This window comes from Sphaerisporangium sp. NPDC005288, assembly GCF_040607475.1.
GTDB classification, from domain to species: domain Bacteria; phylum Actinomycetota; class Actinomycetes; order Streptosporangiales; family Streptosporangiaceae; genus Sphaerisporangium; species Sphaerisporangium rhizosphaerae.
In genome coordinates, this window is record NZ_JBEXGT010000012.1 from 46314 (window position 1) to 61335 (window position 15022).

General features: G+C 68.8%; 11 protein-coding genes and 1 tRNA gene. 4 read left to right on the forward strand and 8 right to left on the reverse strand.

The window, feature by feature from the left end; all coding sequences use genetic code 11:
- The first annotated feature begins 1256 nt into the window (after window positions 1-1256).
- Window positions 1257-1319: transfer RNA gene (locus ABZU32_RS13790), tRNA-Arg, on the forward strand.
- A 440-nt stretch (window positions 1320-1759) separates the two neighbouring features.
- Here the strand turns inward: ABZU32_RS13790 and ABZU32_RS13795 are convergent.
- The 3 genes from ABZU32_RS13795 to ABZU32_RS13805 form a co-directional block, all read right to left on the reverse strand.
- Window positions 1760-2341: a dihydrofolate reductase family protein gene (locus ABZU32_RS13795; RefSeq protein ID WP_354921551.1), complete on the reverse strand. Its 582-nt coding sequence runs from the start codon at window positions 2339-2341 to the stop codon at window positions 1760-1762.
- A gap of 65 nt (window positions 2342-2406) precedes the next feature.
- On the reverse strand, window positions 2407-3246 hold the full coding sequence (locus ABZU32_RS13800) for a helix-turn-helix domain-containing protein (protein WP_354921554.1): 840 nt from the start codon (window positions 3244-3246) through the stop codon (window positions 2407-2409).
- 469 nt (window positions 3247-3715) lie between these two features.
- The gene (locus ABZU32_RS13805; RefSeq protein ID WP_354921879.1) at window positions 3716-4054 is read right to left on the reverse strand and encodes a hypothetical protein; all 339 of its coding nucleotides are present in this window, start codon (window positions 4052-4054) and stop codon (window positions 3716-3718) included.
- Here ABZU32_RS13805 and ABZU32_RS13810 point away from each other — a divergent pair.
- Window positions 3951-5657 carry a glycoside hydrolase family 6 protein gene (locus ABZU32_RS13810; protein WP_354921867.1) on the forward strand — a complete coding sequence of 569 codons (1707 nt, stop codon included), beginning with the start codon at window positions 3951-3953 and terminating at the stop codon, window positions 5655-5657. The genes ABZU32_RS13805 and ABZU32_RS13810 overlap by 104 nt on opposite strands.
- 117 nt (window positions 5658-5774) lie before the next feature.
- Here ABZU32_RS13810 and ABZU32_RS13815 read toward each other — a convergent pair whose 3' ends face one another.
- The 4 genes from ABZU32_RS13815 to ABZU32_RS13830 all read right to left on the reverse strand — a co-directional run bounded on the left by ABZU32_RS13815 (window position 5775) and on the right by ABZU32_RS13830 (window position 12015).
- Window positions 5775-6602: an alpha/beta hydrolase gene (locus ABZU32_RS13815; RefSeq protein ID WP_354921557.1), complete on the reverse strand. Its 828-nt coding sequence runs from the start codon at window positions 6600-6602 to the stop codon at window positions 5775-5777.
- Window positions 6603-6796: 194 nt separating this feature from the next.
- A complete protein-coding gene (locus tag ABZU32_RS13820; protein ID WP_354845809.1) occupies window positions 6797-9493 on the reverse strand; it encodes an RICIN domain-containing protein in 2697 nt (898 codons plus the stop codon).
- Between the two features lie 737 nt (window positions 9494-10230).
- A complete protein-coding gene (locus ABZU32_RS13825; RefSeq protein ID WP_354921560.1) occupies window positions 10231-11328 on the reverse strand; it encodes an aldo/keto reductase in 1098 nt (365 codons plus the stop codon).
- Window positions 11329-11364: 36 nt separating this feature from the next.
- Window positions 11365-12015: a ScbR family autoregulator-binding transcription factor gene (locus ABZU32_RS13830; protein ID WP_354921563.1), complete on the reverse strand. Its 651-nt coding sequence runs from the start codon at window positions 12013-12015 to the stop codon at window positions 11365-11367.
- 205 nt (window positions 12016-12220) lie between these two features.
- On the opposite strand from ABZU32_RS13830, the gene ABZU32_RS13835 reads away from it, so the two are divergent.
- Complete coding sequence (locus ABZU32_RS13835) at window positions 12221-13321, forward strand: ScbA/BarX family gamma-butyrolactone biosynthesis protein (protein ID WP_354921566.1); 1101 nt, start codon at window positions 12221-12223, stop codon at window positions 13319-13321.
- The gene (locus ABZU32_RS13840; protein ID WP_354921569.1) at window positions 13318-14418 is read left to right on the forward strand and encodes an acyl-CoA dehydrogenase family protein; all 1101 of its coding nucleotides are present in this window, start codon (window positions 13318-13320) and stop codon (window positions 14416-14418) included. Before ABZU32_RS13835 ends, ABZU32_RS13840 begins: the two co-directional genes overlap by 4 nt.
- Here ABZU32_RS13840 and ABZU32_RS13845 read toward each other — a convergent pair whose 3' ends face one another.
- Entirely contained in the window at window positions 14419-15006 is a 588-nt protein-coding gene (locus ABZU32_RS13845) for a TetR/AcrR family transcriptional regulator (protein ID WP_354921572.1), read from the reverse strand. It abuts the gene before it with no gap.
- Window positions 15007-15022 lie beyond the last annotated feature (16 nt).

Sequence of the window (15022 nt, forward strand, 5' to 3'; positions counted from 1 at the left end):
GCAGGTAGATCCGCGGGAACCCGCCCCGCCGCAGTTTCCGCTGCCGAGGTGGAAGTCAGCAACAATGTGCTAAGGGCACTAATAGCGATGGCGCGGACCCATAGTTGACTCCAGCGGATTCCAGCAAAGTCGGCGAGAGTTGACCGGCGTGAAGTCAATGATTACCTCGTCTCGGTCGCCCTCAGCATGGCCGTTTAGAGCCAGCCGAGATATTTAGCTTTATGGGCACACGGGGTCCACTACACTGGCAGATTCACTGTAAGCGTGCCTCTGCATCCTGTAAACTACGATGTTAGTTAAGTGGTTCGTACGCTCCGTAACGGTGTAGCAGAGGTGGCGTAGATGTCGTCTTTTCAGCCAGCCAGCAGTAGCAAATGAGGGCGACAACGATGGCAGCGAAGAAGCCGAAGTGGTATGCCCGGCGTTCGTAGCGCCGGCGTAAGCGGCCGTAGGCGGCTAGCCAGGAGAAGGTCGGCACCCTCTCGACGACCCAGCGGTGGCGTCCCAGCCGCTGGCTGTACTCGATGCCCCGGTGGACGATGTGGGGATGACGCCTCGCCCGCGGGGAAAGGCACGCAGGTGCAGGTAGCATTTCCCCTGTCACCGTGGAGCTTGCCGCGCCTGCGCCGGCGCGGACTACGGCGGGAGCGGATTGGCGGCATTCCGCGCAACGGTGGCTCCAGCGCTTCGCTGTTGTGGGTGTTCGCCACGCTGATCGCGACAGACGCAGACCGGTCCCCTCCGTGGTGATATGGATCTTCGATCCTTTTCTCGCCGCGGTCGACAGGATTCGGACTCGTCAGGTCCTCTGTGACGGCGCGTACGCAGACCGAGTCGATCGCGCACGTTCAGTCCACCTCTCCGCGCGAGCCCAGCTCGTCCGGCAGGATGCAGTACAGCTTGGCCCATACCGGACAGGCGCCCTGCTCGGCGAAGCGGCGGTGCATCGGCCCCAAACCCCGGCGTGTGGCAGCTGCCGCCAGGTGTGGCCGATGGTGGCGACGAACACGATCACCGTCAAGATCATGTGGTCATCGGACCCGACGTCAGTACCGCTGCGGCCGCGTCGGCAACCGCCGCACCACCGCTAAATCAGTTCCCACGGCTCGTCCAGGGACCAGCCGATCTGTGAACCCTCCAGGCCGACTAGCCATCGAGCGACGTGGGTTCCGCCCCACTAGTCACGGGACAGCCCCGGGATAACCTTGCATGCAGAGCATGGCTTGTAACCCATTCCCGCTGCTCACAGTCCACAAGCCAGTCATATCACCCCCGCTCTCCTAAAGCGGGTGCCGCAGGTTCGAATCCTGCCGGGGGCACTCTTTGACCAGCCTGAACAACCATCCACTTGCGGATTTCGCCCACAGCCTCAATGATCTTGCAGCCGTAGGCAGTCGCATGTCAGCGCTCGCGCAATATACGTTCGATGATCTTGAGGCTGTTTCGCCAGGTCAGCCCAGTCCCCGGAGTGGTACCCGACCACACCCCCTGGGCGAGTATCGGACGTAGGTTGCGGCGTCGGCGCGTTGATCGGACGCGAAGTCCCGAGGCCACGCTCAGGCCAAGTCCGTTCGGGGGTCGGCCAAGATATGACGAAAACCGGCAACCAGTGATCTTGAGTTGAAACTTGCCACAGGTGAGGTGCTGGGGCGGATCGGCGTCGGCTGCCCGACCAGGGACAGCGATGCGCGAACGCAGCCGGAGGCCCGATCTTGAGTCACCGGTCGCAGTGGACTTCTTCGCGTACCGCTCAGATCGGTCAACGGCGCACCCGATAGCGCAGGTGAAGCACCCGGTTGCCCTGAATCGCCACGTCAGGATCCTCCAGCAGGTGCTGCGCGTGGACCGACCCGAAGTAGCGCTTGCCGGACCCGAACACGACGGGTACGACGTCCATGCGCACCTCGTCGATCAGGCCCGCGGCAAGCACCTGGCCACCGACGTCGCCGGCGGCGACCTCGACCATGCGGTCACCCGCAAGCTCCTGCGCCTTGGCCACGGCCGCCTCGACGCCGTCGGCGAAGTGAAACGGCGCCTCGGGGTCCCAGCCCTCGGGCATCGGCCGGTGCGACACGACGACCACGTGGTCGATGCCGCTCGGCGGCTTGCCGCCCCAGCCGTCCGTCAGGTCGAAGACGTGGCGGCCGACGATCGTGACTCCGATCTGGTCCCAGTACGCCCGGGTGTAGTCGTAGGACGTCTGCGACACTTTCAGCTCGCCGCTCTCGTCCAATGGGACGTCACCGCTGGACAACCAGTCGAACAGCGGTCCGGGCTGGTCATTCTCGTCCGCGACGAAGCCGTCCACCGACACCGAGCTGTACATGACCACCTTGCCCACGGGGCTCTCCTCTGCTTCGGGGTGCCCCAAATTAGCGTGTCGTGAGCTGTCGCTCTTGTAAGAAATCAATCGGCCGGCAGCGGCCAGCCGTCCAACGCGTGGCCGGGATGTTCGCGCAGGAACCGCCGCCGGACTTCGACGTACCGGGTCGGCGTGAGCCCGGTGAACGCCCGGAACTCGTGGCCGAAGTGGGCCTGGTCGAAGTAGCCTGCGCCACCGGCGAGGTCGCCCCAATCGATCGGTCCGGCGGGGTTGATCGCGAACACGGTGGCGGTGAAGCGGTAGGTGCGAGCCAGCCGTTTCGGCGTGACGCCGATGAGCTCCTTGAATCGCTGCGCCAGATGAGTGCTGCTGACACCGGCTGCCACGCTCAGGTCACCGATCGCCACGGCCCCGCTGGTCGCCGCGATGACGCTGCTCGTATGGCGGACCAGCCCCAGGCCGGTGGTCTCGCACAGCCGTCGCATCAGCTCCTCCTCGAGCAGCGTCAGCATCTCGTGCGGTCCGCCCGCCGTGGCCAGCCGGTCTCGCAGCTCAGCGATGGCGGGCCGGCCCCAAATCTGCTCTACCGTCACCGGCCGGTCACACAGCTCGGCCGCGGGCATCGGCAGGAACGGCGCCAACCCCCACGGCTTGAAGTGCACGCCGACTGACCGGGTCCGGAGTGGGTAGCCGAACTCGAACGCGCGGGTGGGCATGGTGACCACGCAGCCGTCGGCGTACTCGGCCGTCTCGATGTCCATGCCGGCGCGGATGCGGAACGGCGCCCCGAGGTTGACGATGAGCAACGCCGCCGGCATCGGCGGCAGCGTCAGCCGCGCGTACGGCGGCGCACCCTCCAGGTAGTAAAGGTCGTCGATCAGCCCGTCCAGCGGCGGACGCGGCACTCTGGACACGTACTCCACGCCCACACTATCGCCGACGCCCCGCCGGCATCGAGCGCCGGGATGGCCGCAGCCGGGGTCCGGCTGGAGATGCGGGAGGTCTGGGTCTGTTCGGCCTGCCGTAGCGCCGTCCGATGATTCGCCGGATCCGGATTCGGTCCCGGGCCGGTGGCTTGATGCGCTCTTCCCGCAGATGCGCCACCGCTCGGCGCGAACCCGGTCGACCTGCCGCTCCTTCTCACACACCTCCGCGGCAAGCCACGCCGCGGCCTTGTCGGAATCTGGCCGCGCGTGACGCGCGTGAGGAGTGCCCGAGGAACCTGATGCGGTTCCTGGAAGACGCGCACCGGGTGGGGCTGCTCCGCGTGGTCGGCCCGGCCTACGAGTTCCGCCACGCCGACCTGCAGGACCACCTCGCCGGTCGGTCCAAGGGCTGAAGCTTTCAGGAGGGCAGGCGGGTGACGGAGCCGGTACTGGGTCCTTTGCCGAGCTAGGAGGGCTGATCGCGGCCGGGTGACTGGTCGTGGGGGCTTCGCGGCCGGGTGCGCGGTGTACAGGCGTGCGTGATGGGCGAATCGTGGTGGTCACCCCCCTTCTCTGCCTTGGGGGTTTTCCGTGGCCCGGTTCTGAGGAGGCACAACGTGGTGGTGCGGTGGAGGACGCGGTACCGAGGGACCTTGGCGATGGTCGCGGGAATGGTGGCGTGCGCCGTAGTGGCGGCGGCCATGCCGGCGTTGGCGGCGATGCCGCCGGCCACGTGCCGGGTGACGTATGCGAAGACCTGGGACAGCAGCGGGCGGTTCGGGGCGAGCGTCACCATCGAGAACATGGCTTCGCGGATCACCTCGTGGCGGCTGACGTTCACCTGGCCGGGGGACCAGCGGGTGGACAACGGGTGGTACGCGACGTGGAGCCAGTCGGGCAGGAACGTGACGGCGGTGAATCTGCCGTACAACGGGGCGCTGGACCAGGGGCAGCGGATCACGCTGGGCTTCAACGGGTCGTACACCGGCACGAACCCGCCGCCCGCGCTGTTCCTGCTGAACGGCGTCGGCTGCCTCGGTCCCAACCCGCCGGTGACCCCGACGCCCACCCCGACCCCAACGCCCACACCGAGTCCCACCCCCACCCCGACGCCCACGCCTAGTCCCACCCCCACACCGGATCCCGCGCGGGTCGACAACCCGTACGCCGGGGCCGACGGGTACGTCGACCCCACGTGGTCGGCCGCGGCGGCGGGTGAGCCCGGCGGGGCGGCGGTGGCGCGGACCTCGACCGGTGTGTGGCTGGACCGGGTGTCCCGCATCACGGGCACCTCCTCGGCGCCGGGGCTGCGGGCGCACCTCGACGAGGCGGTGCGGCAGGACGCCGCGAACGGCGCCACGCCGCTCACCATCCAGGTCGTGCTGAACGACCTGCCGGACCGCAACTGCCTGCGGTACGCCAGCACCGGCGACTTCACCATCGCGTCGGACGGCCTCAACGTGTACCGCACCAGGTACGTCGACCCGATCGCCTCGATACTCGCCGACCCGGCCTACCGGCGGTTGCGCATCGTCGCGGTGGTCGAGCCGGACTTCCTGCCGGGCCTGGTGATGCCGACCGGCACCATGTACACCATCTACTGCGAACCGGTCCGCGCCAGCGGCGTCTACCCGCTGGCCGTGCGGTACGCCTTGAACCGCCTGTACGGCATCCCCAACGTGTACACCTACCTCGACGCGTCCAACCACGGGAGGCTCGGCTGGGCGGACAACTTCGGCCCGGCCGCCGAACTGCTGGCGAGCATCGGCAATGCCACCGGCGACGGCCTGCCACTCGTGCACGGCTTCACGGTGAACACCGCCGAGTGGGCCGCGCTCACCGAGCCGTTCTTCACCGCCTCCACGATGATCTACGGGATGCCGGTGAAGTGGACCCGCTGGGTGGACTGGAACGACTACGTGGACGAACTGTCGTTCGCCCAGGCGTTCCGAACCCGGCTGATCGCCGCCGGATTCCCGCCCACCATCGGCATGGTGATCGACACCTCCCGCAACGGCTGGGGCGGCCCGGCCCGCCCGACGGCGCCGAGCACCTCCACCGATGTGAACACGTTCGTCGATCAGTCCCGGATGGACCGTCGCGTCAGCGTCGCCAACTGGTGCAACCAGACCGGCACCGGGCTCGGCGAGCGGCCGCGGGCCGATCCCGCGCCCGGCATCGACGCCTATGCCTGGATCAAGGCGCCCGGTGTCTCCGACGGGGCCAGCGCGGCGGACGTCGTACCCAACCCGGAGAACATCCCGTTCGACCAGCGGTGCAACCCGCTGTTCTCGGAGCCGCGCGGCGCGTACGTGCCGGGCCAGGCGCTGCCGAACGCCCCGGTGGAGGGGCAGTGGTTCCCCGCGCTGTTCCGGCAACTCCTGGCCAACGCCTACCCGCCGCTGTAGCCGTCAGGCCTGCGATCCTCATCGCCCTCTGGTGGGAGAGCAGCCACCAGAGGGCGAGCTGCACCACGGTGAGCGTCTCGTCCGGCGTGGGATACGTGGGGATGCGTGGTCGGGTAGTCAGTCGGCGAGGAAGGCGTCGACCGTCTGGGTGAAGGTGTTCGGGGCGGTTACCCAGGGGTAGTGGGCGCCGGGGAGGACGGTGCTGGTTCCTTGGGGGAAGATCGCGGCTAGTTCGGCCGCGTGTGTGGGGGTTGGTCCTGGGTCGTGCTCGCCGGCGATCACCAGGACCGGCGTGGTGAGCTTCGCCAGGTTCGCTCGGGTCTGCTCGGCGGAGGGCATGTCGGTGTGGAAGCGCTTCGCCGCCTCGGCCGAGCGGTCGGCGAACCGTGTGGCGTGCGCTTCGGCGGCCTCGTTCCAGGGACTGTAGAAGAACGGCTGCGCCCTCAGGCGCCGGCTCTCGTCGCCGGCGTCCCACGCCTTGAGGTCGGGCAGTCTGCTCTCGTACCAGCTCTCGTCGGCTCGGGCCTCGATCTGGGCGGACCACTGCCCATCGGTGATCTCGATCCCCACCGGGTGCACGGTCGGCGTGACCAGCACCAGGTGTCCTATGCGTTCGGGATGCCGGGCCGCGTACAGCAGCGCCAGCCCTCCGGCCGCCGAATGCCCGAGCAGGTCCATCCGCTCGAGCCCCAGACGCACACGCAGCGCCTCGACGTCCGCGACCATGCGGCCCATCGCGTACGTCTCCGGGTCGCGTGGCGCCGCAGATTCGCCGGTTCCCCGGTTGTCCGGCAGGAACAGCCGACGCCGCGCCGACAGGCCGCCGAGGTCTCCCAGGTATCGCGAGGACCGCCCCGGCCCGCCCGGCAGGCAGACCAGCGCCGGTCCTTCTCCCCGTTCATGACAGACGAGCACGGTCCCGTCGTATGACGCGAATCTGATCATCCGGCCATCCTCGCATCGCAGCCTGTTCGTCGCGGTCGGCGAGAAGGTAGGCCGCCCCCGGAGGGCACGGGACGCCTGCCCCGTGCCTCTCGGACGGCCGCTGTCGGGTGATCCCGGGAACGCTGAAGGCCCCGGGCGTTGCCGGGGCCTTCAGGAGGGGACTTCAGGGGGGCCCTCAGAAGGGGGACTTCAGGTCAGCTGCGCAGGGTCCACTTCTGGTTGGTGCCGCTGTTGCAGGCCCACAGGATGAGCTTGGTGCCGTTGGCGGTGGCGCCGCCGTTGGCGTCGAGGCACAGGCCGGACTGGACGCCGGTGATGGTGCCGTTGGAGTTGACGTTCCACTGCTGGTTGGTCTGGTTGTTGCAGTCCCAGATGATCACCTGGGTGCCGTTCGTGGTGCCCTGGTTGTTGGCGTCCAGGCACTTGCTGCCGAACACCTGCAACTGCTTGCCCGAGGTGTAGGTCCACTTCTGGTTGGTGGCGCCGTTGCAGTCGTACAGCTGGGCCTGGGCGCCGTTGGTCGCCGAGGCGCCGGTGACGTCCACGCATCGGCCCGACTGGGTACCCACGATCGAGCCGCTCTGCTGGCCGGTCCCGCCGCCGTTTCCCTGCCTGACGAGCGACTTGGACTCGGCCGATCGGTTCCCCTGGGCGTCCACGACGTAGAGCCGGTACTCACCGTTCGTGGTCGGGACGGCGATGGAGGTCGCGGTCCCGCCCGCGCTGGTCATCGTGGCGCCCGCGGTGAAGGTCGTCGTGCCCGAGGGGGCCAGCCAGACCGTCTTGCTCGCGTCGCCGGCGCTGCGGATCGGGATCGAGGTCACGCCGGCGGCGACGAACGTGCTGGCGGGCAGGACGTAGTCCGACTGGGAGACGCTGCTCTGCGGGATGACGTTCTTGTACGCTTCCTCCGGCCCGGAGTTCACGGCGATGCCGTAGGCCTGCGACGGCCAGACGTAGTCGGAGGACACGAGGATGTCCTGGACGGTGCTGTTCGGCAGGTTCTTGTTGGAGACCTTGTTCACCGGGCCGTACGTCTGCGTGATGCTGAGGTCGTGCTTACGGCCGAAGTCGTCGGAGTTGATGAGCCAGGTGACGTTCTTGTCCACGCTGAGGACGTTGTCGCGGAAGGTGATGTACGCCGAGCCCTCGTCCGGGTGGAGTCCGTACTTGTGACCGGACGGGACGCCCTGCAGGTAGTTGTTGGTGATCGTGGTTCCCGGCTGGCCGCCCAGCGTGTAGATGGGGGCCGTGTCGCCGAGGCGCTGCACCGTGTCGATGATGTGGTTGTAGCTGATGTTGTTGTTCTTCGCCGTGGTGGTCGGCCGGTTCGGCGCGATGGAGCCTGACGAGCCGTCGAAGTTCCACCAGCCCCAGCCGAGCGTTATGCCGGACCACGAGGTCTTCTCGATGCGATTGTGCTGGATGGTCAGGCCGTCGGCGAAGTACGCCGAGATGGGGCTGTGCCCGTTGAACAACACGGCGCTGTCGTAGATGTAGTTGTTCTTGATCGCGATGTTCTTGGGCGCGCCTTCGACCTGGGCGGAGTACTTCTCGTGGTTGGTCGAGGTGTAGTCCCCGATGTAGACATTCTGGGGATGGCCCACGGTGATGGCCGATCCGGCGATGTCGTTGGTGTAGTTGCCGATCAACTGCGTGTTCACCACGTCGTTGACCATGTTGATCCCGTCGACGCCGGTGTGCTGCACCCGGTTGTTCTGCAGGATGAGCCCGTCGGTGTTCTCGACCTGGATGGCGCCGGGCGCCACGTCGACGTTGCGGTAGTAGTAGGCGTGGAAGTTCTGCTTGGCGTACACCTGCGCGCCGAGGTTGCCCTGCTGGGCCTGCTTGAACACCGAGCCGGCCACGTTGAACAGGTTCCAGTCGGAGTGCTGCACCGTGAGGCCGGAGATGGTGATGTTACGGGCGCGACTGCTCGTGGAGGTGCCGGCGACCCTGAGCAGGGTGGACACGTTGTTCGGCGCCCAGACCGACGCGGTCGTCATGTCCTCCGAGCTCGCCTTGTAGTAGTACAAGGTCCGGCTGGTCTTGTCGAAGTAGAACTCGCCCGGCGTGTCCAGGAACTCGTAGGCGTTCATGACCTTGTGGGTGCCGCCGACCTGGGCGTTGCCGTTGAAGGCGCCCTGGGCGATGGCCGCTCCCGGCTGCTGGAACAGGGCTACACGGTTCGAGCCGTCGGTGGTGACCTGCCGGACTCCCACGATGGCCGTGGTCCAGGTCGTCGCGGTCTCTATTTCGATGTCGTCCTGGTTGGCGGCGATAGCGGGAAAGTCGCTCTGGCTGTACTTCGATCCGGCGCACTGCGAACCCGATTCCCACGCCCAGGACGCCTGGCCCGCCGTGATGTTGTAGGTTCCGTAGCACCCGGCCGAGTTGATCGTCTTGGAGGCCATGTACGCCCGCTTGTCGTTGACATAGAGCGCGCGCAGTTTGTTACCGCGGTTCAGCGGGGCTTTCCAGATGTTGCCGCTGTGCTGGCTCCATCCGGTCACCTGGACGCCTCCGGTGAGGACCGGCGTCTCGTTCTGGTACGCGGCGTAGATGACCCGGTAGCCGTTGGTGCCGGAGTCGGCCGGCGTGAAGTCGATCGTGCTGCTGACCGAGTAGGTGCCCCCGCGGACATATACGTAGATGTCGCCCGTCATGTTGGCGTTCACCGTGCGGACGACGTCCCTCGCGTGCTGCAGGGTCCTGAACGGTTGCGTGATCGTTCCAGGGTCGCCGTCGTTGCCGTCCGTGGCGACGTAGTAGGTCGCCTGGGTCGCCGCGGAGGCCGCGGTACTACCTGCGAAGGTCGGCAGCAACACGGCGGCGACGAACACCGCGAGCGCTGCTAACGCCTTCCCCGTGGTGGACAGGGCTGACTTCACGCTCTGTTCCTTTCGCTGGTTCCGAGCAGATGTGTTCGCCGCGCGAGCACCCCGCCGTAGCAGAATTCATCTGGAAGTGCGGTTCTCTCCGGTCGTGCGCACCGGGCGTTCGCCTCAGGCGGCTCATAGGCCCTCACGTACGCGAAGGACGGGCTCGCCGGTGCCGCGGGAGCCCTGGTCGTCCGCCCCGACGCTCCGCTGACGAGGGTCACCGCCGCCCGGGGGCGAAAGGTCTCCTCATAACACGCCCCAAGAATCTGCGACGGACGTGGATTACCATCGTGTGACCCCGTAACGTATAACGTATGCCGAGTGACGTCTGGGGGTAATGTCGCATTAACCCGGGTGTCTGGCAACAGGTGAGGGAGCGGACAAAGCGCACCTTCGTCCACCCGAATGCCACGACGCCGGGTGCTCTTCCGCGCCACGGTGGATTCCCTGTAAGTCGCGGTGGCACCCCGCCCGACACGCCTACGGCGCGACCTGACGGCTCGGGATCCTGATCTGCCAGGTCATGGCCGGTGTCTTCATCGCGGCGCCGGTCGCCGGCGGCCCGGCGCGAGCCTCCACGCGGTGCCCGCGCCGCACCGGATCCCTGCCGGACCGGCCCGCGTTCCGGGCGGGACGAGGGAGAAAATCGCTGACGTCAGCGGTGGTGAACCACGTACGCTGATGTAACTTTCAGCAACGCGAGTGATCACGTTCGACGGGGACATGCGGCAGGTGTGCGCCCGGTGTCATTCGCGGGCGGTCGCCGTGGAGGTCATGTCCGCGTACCGGGCGCCGGCGACCTTGGCCGCCAGGGGTTCGAGTGCGGTGAGCTCGCCGTCGGACAGGGTCAGGGTGGCGGCTTCGACGTTCTGGCGGAGGCGGCCGGGAGAGCGCGTGCCAGGGATGGGGATGACGGTCAGACCGTGGACGCGGGAGCGCTGGTGCACCCAGGCGAGGGCGACCTGTGCGGGGGTGACGTCGCGGCGCGCGGCGATGTCGCGGACGGGTTCGAGGAGCGCGGCGTTCGCGTCGGCGTGCTCGCCGGTGAACCGTGGCATCGTCAGCCGGACGTCGCCCGCGCTCAGCCGCTGAGCCCCGGCGCTCAGCCCTTGAGCACCAGCGCTCAGCCCTTGCGCGCCGGCGCTCAGCCCTTGAGCCCCGGCCCTCATCCCTTGGGCGCCGGTGAACGACCCGGTGAGGAAGCCCCGGCCGAGGGGTGAGTAGGCCACGAGTGCCACGCCGAGCTCCGCCGCCGCCGGAACCACGGAGGTTTCGATGTCGCGGGTGAACAGCGACCATTCGGACTGCAGCGCGGCGATCGGGTGCACGCCGTGTGCCGCGCGCAGTTCGGGCCCGGTCATCTCGGACAGGCCGAGGTACCGCACCTTGCCCTCCTGCACCAGCTCGGCCATGGCGCCGACCGTGTCCTCGATGGGGACGGACGTGTCGCGGCGATGTGCGTAGTAGAGGTCGATCTGGTCGATGCCGAGGCGCTTCAGGCTCGCCTCGGCGCTCTGGCGTACGTACGCGCGGTCGCCGCGGACCCGGCTCCAGGACTTCTCGCCCGCTCGCCGGACGATGCCGAACTTGGTGGCGAGGAAGACCCGGTCGCGGTGGGCGCGGACGAACGGGCCGAGGAAGGTCTCGTTGTCGCCGTCGCCGTAGAGGTCGGCGGTGTCGAACATGGTGACGCCCAGGTCAAGGGCGATCCGCAGGGTTCTCCGCGCCTCGTCGGGCGCCGTCGGTCCGTAGAACTCGCTGAAGCCCATGCAGCCGAGCCCCTGGGCCCCGACCAGCGGGCCGCCGGTGCCGAGAGGAACTGCCGGGAGGATCGAAGCAGACATTGCGGAGGTCTCCTTGAGTGGCTCCCGGCGGATGTCCTACTGCGGGGAGGCGGCGATGGAGGGGTAGAGCAGGCGGCTCATCTCCGCCCAGCGGCGGGGCAGGTCGGCGCGCCGGTTGAGGACGTCGCACAGGTGCTGCAGACCGAAGAACGCCGACACCAGGATGTAGGCGGCGGATTCGGGGTCCATGCCCTCGCGGAGCTGGCCGGCGCCGCTCGCCTTCGCCAGCAGCGTCGAGAGCGTGGAGATCCACTCGACGTAGGGCTCGGGCAGGGTCGTGTCGGACAGCGAGCGCTCGGCCTGGATCCTGGCTCCGGCCTTGACGATGTCGTCCTCGAAGAACTTGTCGGCGGCATTGGCCAGTAACGCCTGAACGGTCTCCATCGGGGGCAGTCCCATGGCATGCGCCTCGTCGATGCGTATGCGCCAACGGTTGTACAGCTCGCGCACGATCTCGGCGGCGATGTCCTGCTTGTCGCGGAAGTGGAAGTACACCGCGCCCTTGGTCATGCCGACCTGTCTGGCGATGTGGTCGATGGAGGTGTGCGGGTATCCACGGTCGGCGAACAACTCGGCCGCCGCGGCGAGGATCTGGGCCCTGGTCTGAGCGGCCCGCGCCTGCTGAGGCGCGTTGCGGGGCGGCGCCTGGTGGGCGATGGTGGCTCTGGTAGTGCCATTCCTACTCACGGGCGTGATCCGTTCTGTGCGACTCCCGTCCAGCATACCGCCTTCCCGGTATGTTCTGCCTCTACCCCTAGTGTACATCGCCAGTTCATGGGCATACTCGCCCAGGCATTACAAAATATACCTTCACGGATGTATATTTCACTTGTTGGCCTTCGACCACTCTCCACCCGCGACTGCGCAAGATCCTGATCAAAGGGGGTAGGAAATGAATGCTCAACTGACGGCGGAACAGGTCCGGCCGCCGACCTCCCAGCAGTCGTCGTCCCCGAACACCCGGGGCCGGGACGACATGCCTGAACCCGACCGCGACGTGCACTTACCCGGCCCGCAGTTACCCGGTCCCCACTTACCCGACGCGCACTTACCCGGCCAGCGCTTCGTCTCACGCGAACTGGTCCACAAGGCCGCGGCCGAGCACGTGCTGCTCACCGACGGCGTCCGGCACGCGCCGGACACTTTCCTCATCACGGCCACGCTACCGCGCGACCACTGCCTCTACGAGCAGGACGACTGCGGCCGGATCGATCCGATGCTGCCGACCGAGGCGTTCCGGCAGGCCGCCTACTACGTCCAGCACCGCTTCTACGAGGTGCCCGAGACGCACAAGTTCATCCTCGGCGGGGTCACCCTCGACATCGGCGAAGCGACGCTGCCCACCGGCACCTCGCGGCTCCCGCTCGGCCTGCGGGTCACCTGCACCCCCACCGCCAAGTCGACCCGCCGCCGGCTGTGCATGCGGCTGGACGTCGAGCTCAGCGTGGCCGGAGAGGTCTGCGGGCGCGGCAGCCTTCTCTCCCAGGCGGTGGATCCGCGCATGTACCAGGCGATCCGCGGCCGCAAGCCGGCGCCGGCGCCGGCGCCGACCACATCCCACCCCTTCATCGGGTACCCGCTCTCCCCCGGCGAGGTCGGCCGCCGCCGCAAGGAGGACGTGCTGCTGGCCGACGACGGCGACCCCGGCGGCCGGCTGCTGCAGCTCGACCAGAGCAACACCGAGATGGTCGACCACGCCGTGGACCACGTGCAGGGCATGGTGGTGCTGGAGGCGTTCCGGCAGGCCGCGCTCGCCGCGACCAGGCCGCTCACCGGTCGCCGGGCGTCGCTCACCGGCCTGCGCGCCGAGTTCGCACGGTTCTGCGAACTCGACGCCCCGGTCCGGATCGCCGCCACGCCGCAGCCCGGCCGTCCCGGTGCGGACCGGATGGCGGTCCGCGTCCTGGCCGAGCAGGACGGCGAGGAGGTCGCCGCCGGCACGATGGAGCTCCGGCTGGGCCCTGACACCACCAGTGGACAGGACCGCCGATGACGCTGACCCCGACTTCTCCGGACCACCGTCTGGACGTGACCGAACTCGTGGACCGCGCGGCCCGGCACGCGGCCGAGGTGGACGGTTCCCGCCGGCTTCGCCGCGAGTCGGTGACCGCGCTGGTGGAAGCGGGATTCCCCCGGCACTTCGTCCCCAGCCGGTGGGGCGGGACGGCCGGAGGCTTCGCGCCGCTGGTGGAGGCGGCGATCACGGTGGGCGAGAGCTGCCCGGCGACCGCGTGGTGCGCGACTCTGTTCGCCGCCCACGGACGAATCGCCGCCTATCTGCCGGAGCAGGCCCGGGAGGAGATATGGGGCCGGGGCCCGGACACCCTGATCGCCGCCTCCGTCATGCCGCCGTCGGGTCAGGCCACGCCCGTGCCGGGCGGCTGGCTGCTGCGGGGCGAGTGGGGGCGGGCCAGCGGGGTGGACTTCGCCGACTGGGTGCTGCTCGCCAGCACGGTGCGGGACGGCGGCGGGGAGACGGTGCGGATCTTCGCCGTCCCGGCCGGGGACTGCCTGGTCAAGGACACCTGGCGGGCCGACGGCCTGCGGGGGACGGGGACCAACACGGTGGTCCTGACCGGCACGTTCGTCCCCGGGCACCGCTCGGTCGCGTTGCCGGAACTGCTCGGTACCGGGCGCGCCGGGCAGGCGCCCTGCCACAACGTTCCCTACACGCTGGTCGCGTCGGTGATGTTCGCCGGCCCGCTGGTCGGAGCCGCCCTGGGTGCGGTGGCGGACTGCGTCTCCACCGCGGGCGCGCGCCTGCCGTCGGATCCGGACGCCCAGCAGGCGCTCGCGCGGTCCTCGCCGGAGGCGTCCGCCGCCCGCCTGCTGCTCCATGAGGCCGCCGGCCGCGCCGACCGGGGCATGGTCGACGCGCGGACCGTCGCGCAGAACCGGTGCGACGCGGCGGTCGCCGCGGAGCTCTGCGTCAGCGCCGTCGACCGGCTGTTCGCCGCGCGCGGCGGCCACGGGCTGTCCGAGGATGATCCGGTGCAGCGCCGGTGGCGGGACGTCCACACCGGCGCCGGTCACGGCGCGCTGCGCCTGGCCCCGGCGGCCGACGCGTACGCGAAGGCCGTCCTCGGCTGACTAGGCCGTATCCGGGCCGCCGCCCCGCGGCCCGGACGCCGCCTCCCACAGGTCGTCGAACCGGCGGGCGGCATCGGCGTCGTTGCGCGGAGCGGGATGAGGGATCTCGAAGAACACCGTCATCAGCAGCCGGGCGACGGCTTCGGGGGGGAACCTGCTCGTCACCCGGTTCTCCGCGTGCGCCCGGGCCACGGCGCGGGTCAGCGACAAGGAGATCCGTTCGACCAGCCCGAGGGCGCGCCGGTCCAGCTGCGGAGCCTCCACCGCGAGCCGCAGGGCGGACCTGGCCAGCGGGTCCCGGCGCAGGTGCCGGGTGAGATCGAGCATCGTCTCCCGCAGTGACAGCAGCGCCACCGTGCCCTCCAGGCGCCGTTCCGCACGCGCGATCAGCTCGTCCCCGGCCTCCTCGATGAGGGCGGCCGCCAGCTCTTCCTTGGAGGAGAAATGACCGTACAGTGCACCTTTGGTCATACTGGTGCGTTCGACCACGTTAAGCAGCGTTGTGCCGTTGTAGCCGTGTGCGGCGAACTCCTCCGCCGCCGCGGCGAGCACAAGCGCCCGGGTCCGGACTGCGCGCTTCTGAGTCACTGCGTCCTCTCTTGGG

Coding starts and splice junctions, on each gene's coding strand:
- ABZU32_RS13810 (WP_354921867.1), top strand. CDS start 3,951: ATGCCGGCGTTGGCGGCGATGCCGCCGGCCACGTGCCGGGTGACGTAT.
- ABZU32_RS13805 (WP_354921879.1), bottom strand. CDS start 4,054: ATGTTCTCGATGGTGACGCTCGCCCCGAACCGCCCGCTGCTGTCCCAG.
- ABZU32_RS13815 (WP_354921557.1), bottom strand. CDS start 6,602: ATGATCAGATTCGCGTCATACGACGGGACCGTGCTCGTCTGTCATGAA.
- ABZU32_RS13825 (WP_354921560.1), bottom strand. CDS start 11,328: ATGTCTGCTTCGATCCTCCCGGCAGTTCCTCTCGGCACCGGCGGCCCG.
- ABZU32_RS13835 (WP_354921566.1), top strand. CDS start 12,221: ATGAATGCTCAACTGACGGCGGAACAGGTCCGGCCGCCGACCTCCCAG.
- ABZU32_RS13840 (WP_354921569.1), top strand. CDS start 13,318: ATGACGCTGACCCCGACTTCTCCGGACCACCGTCTGGACGTGACCGAA.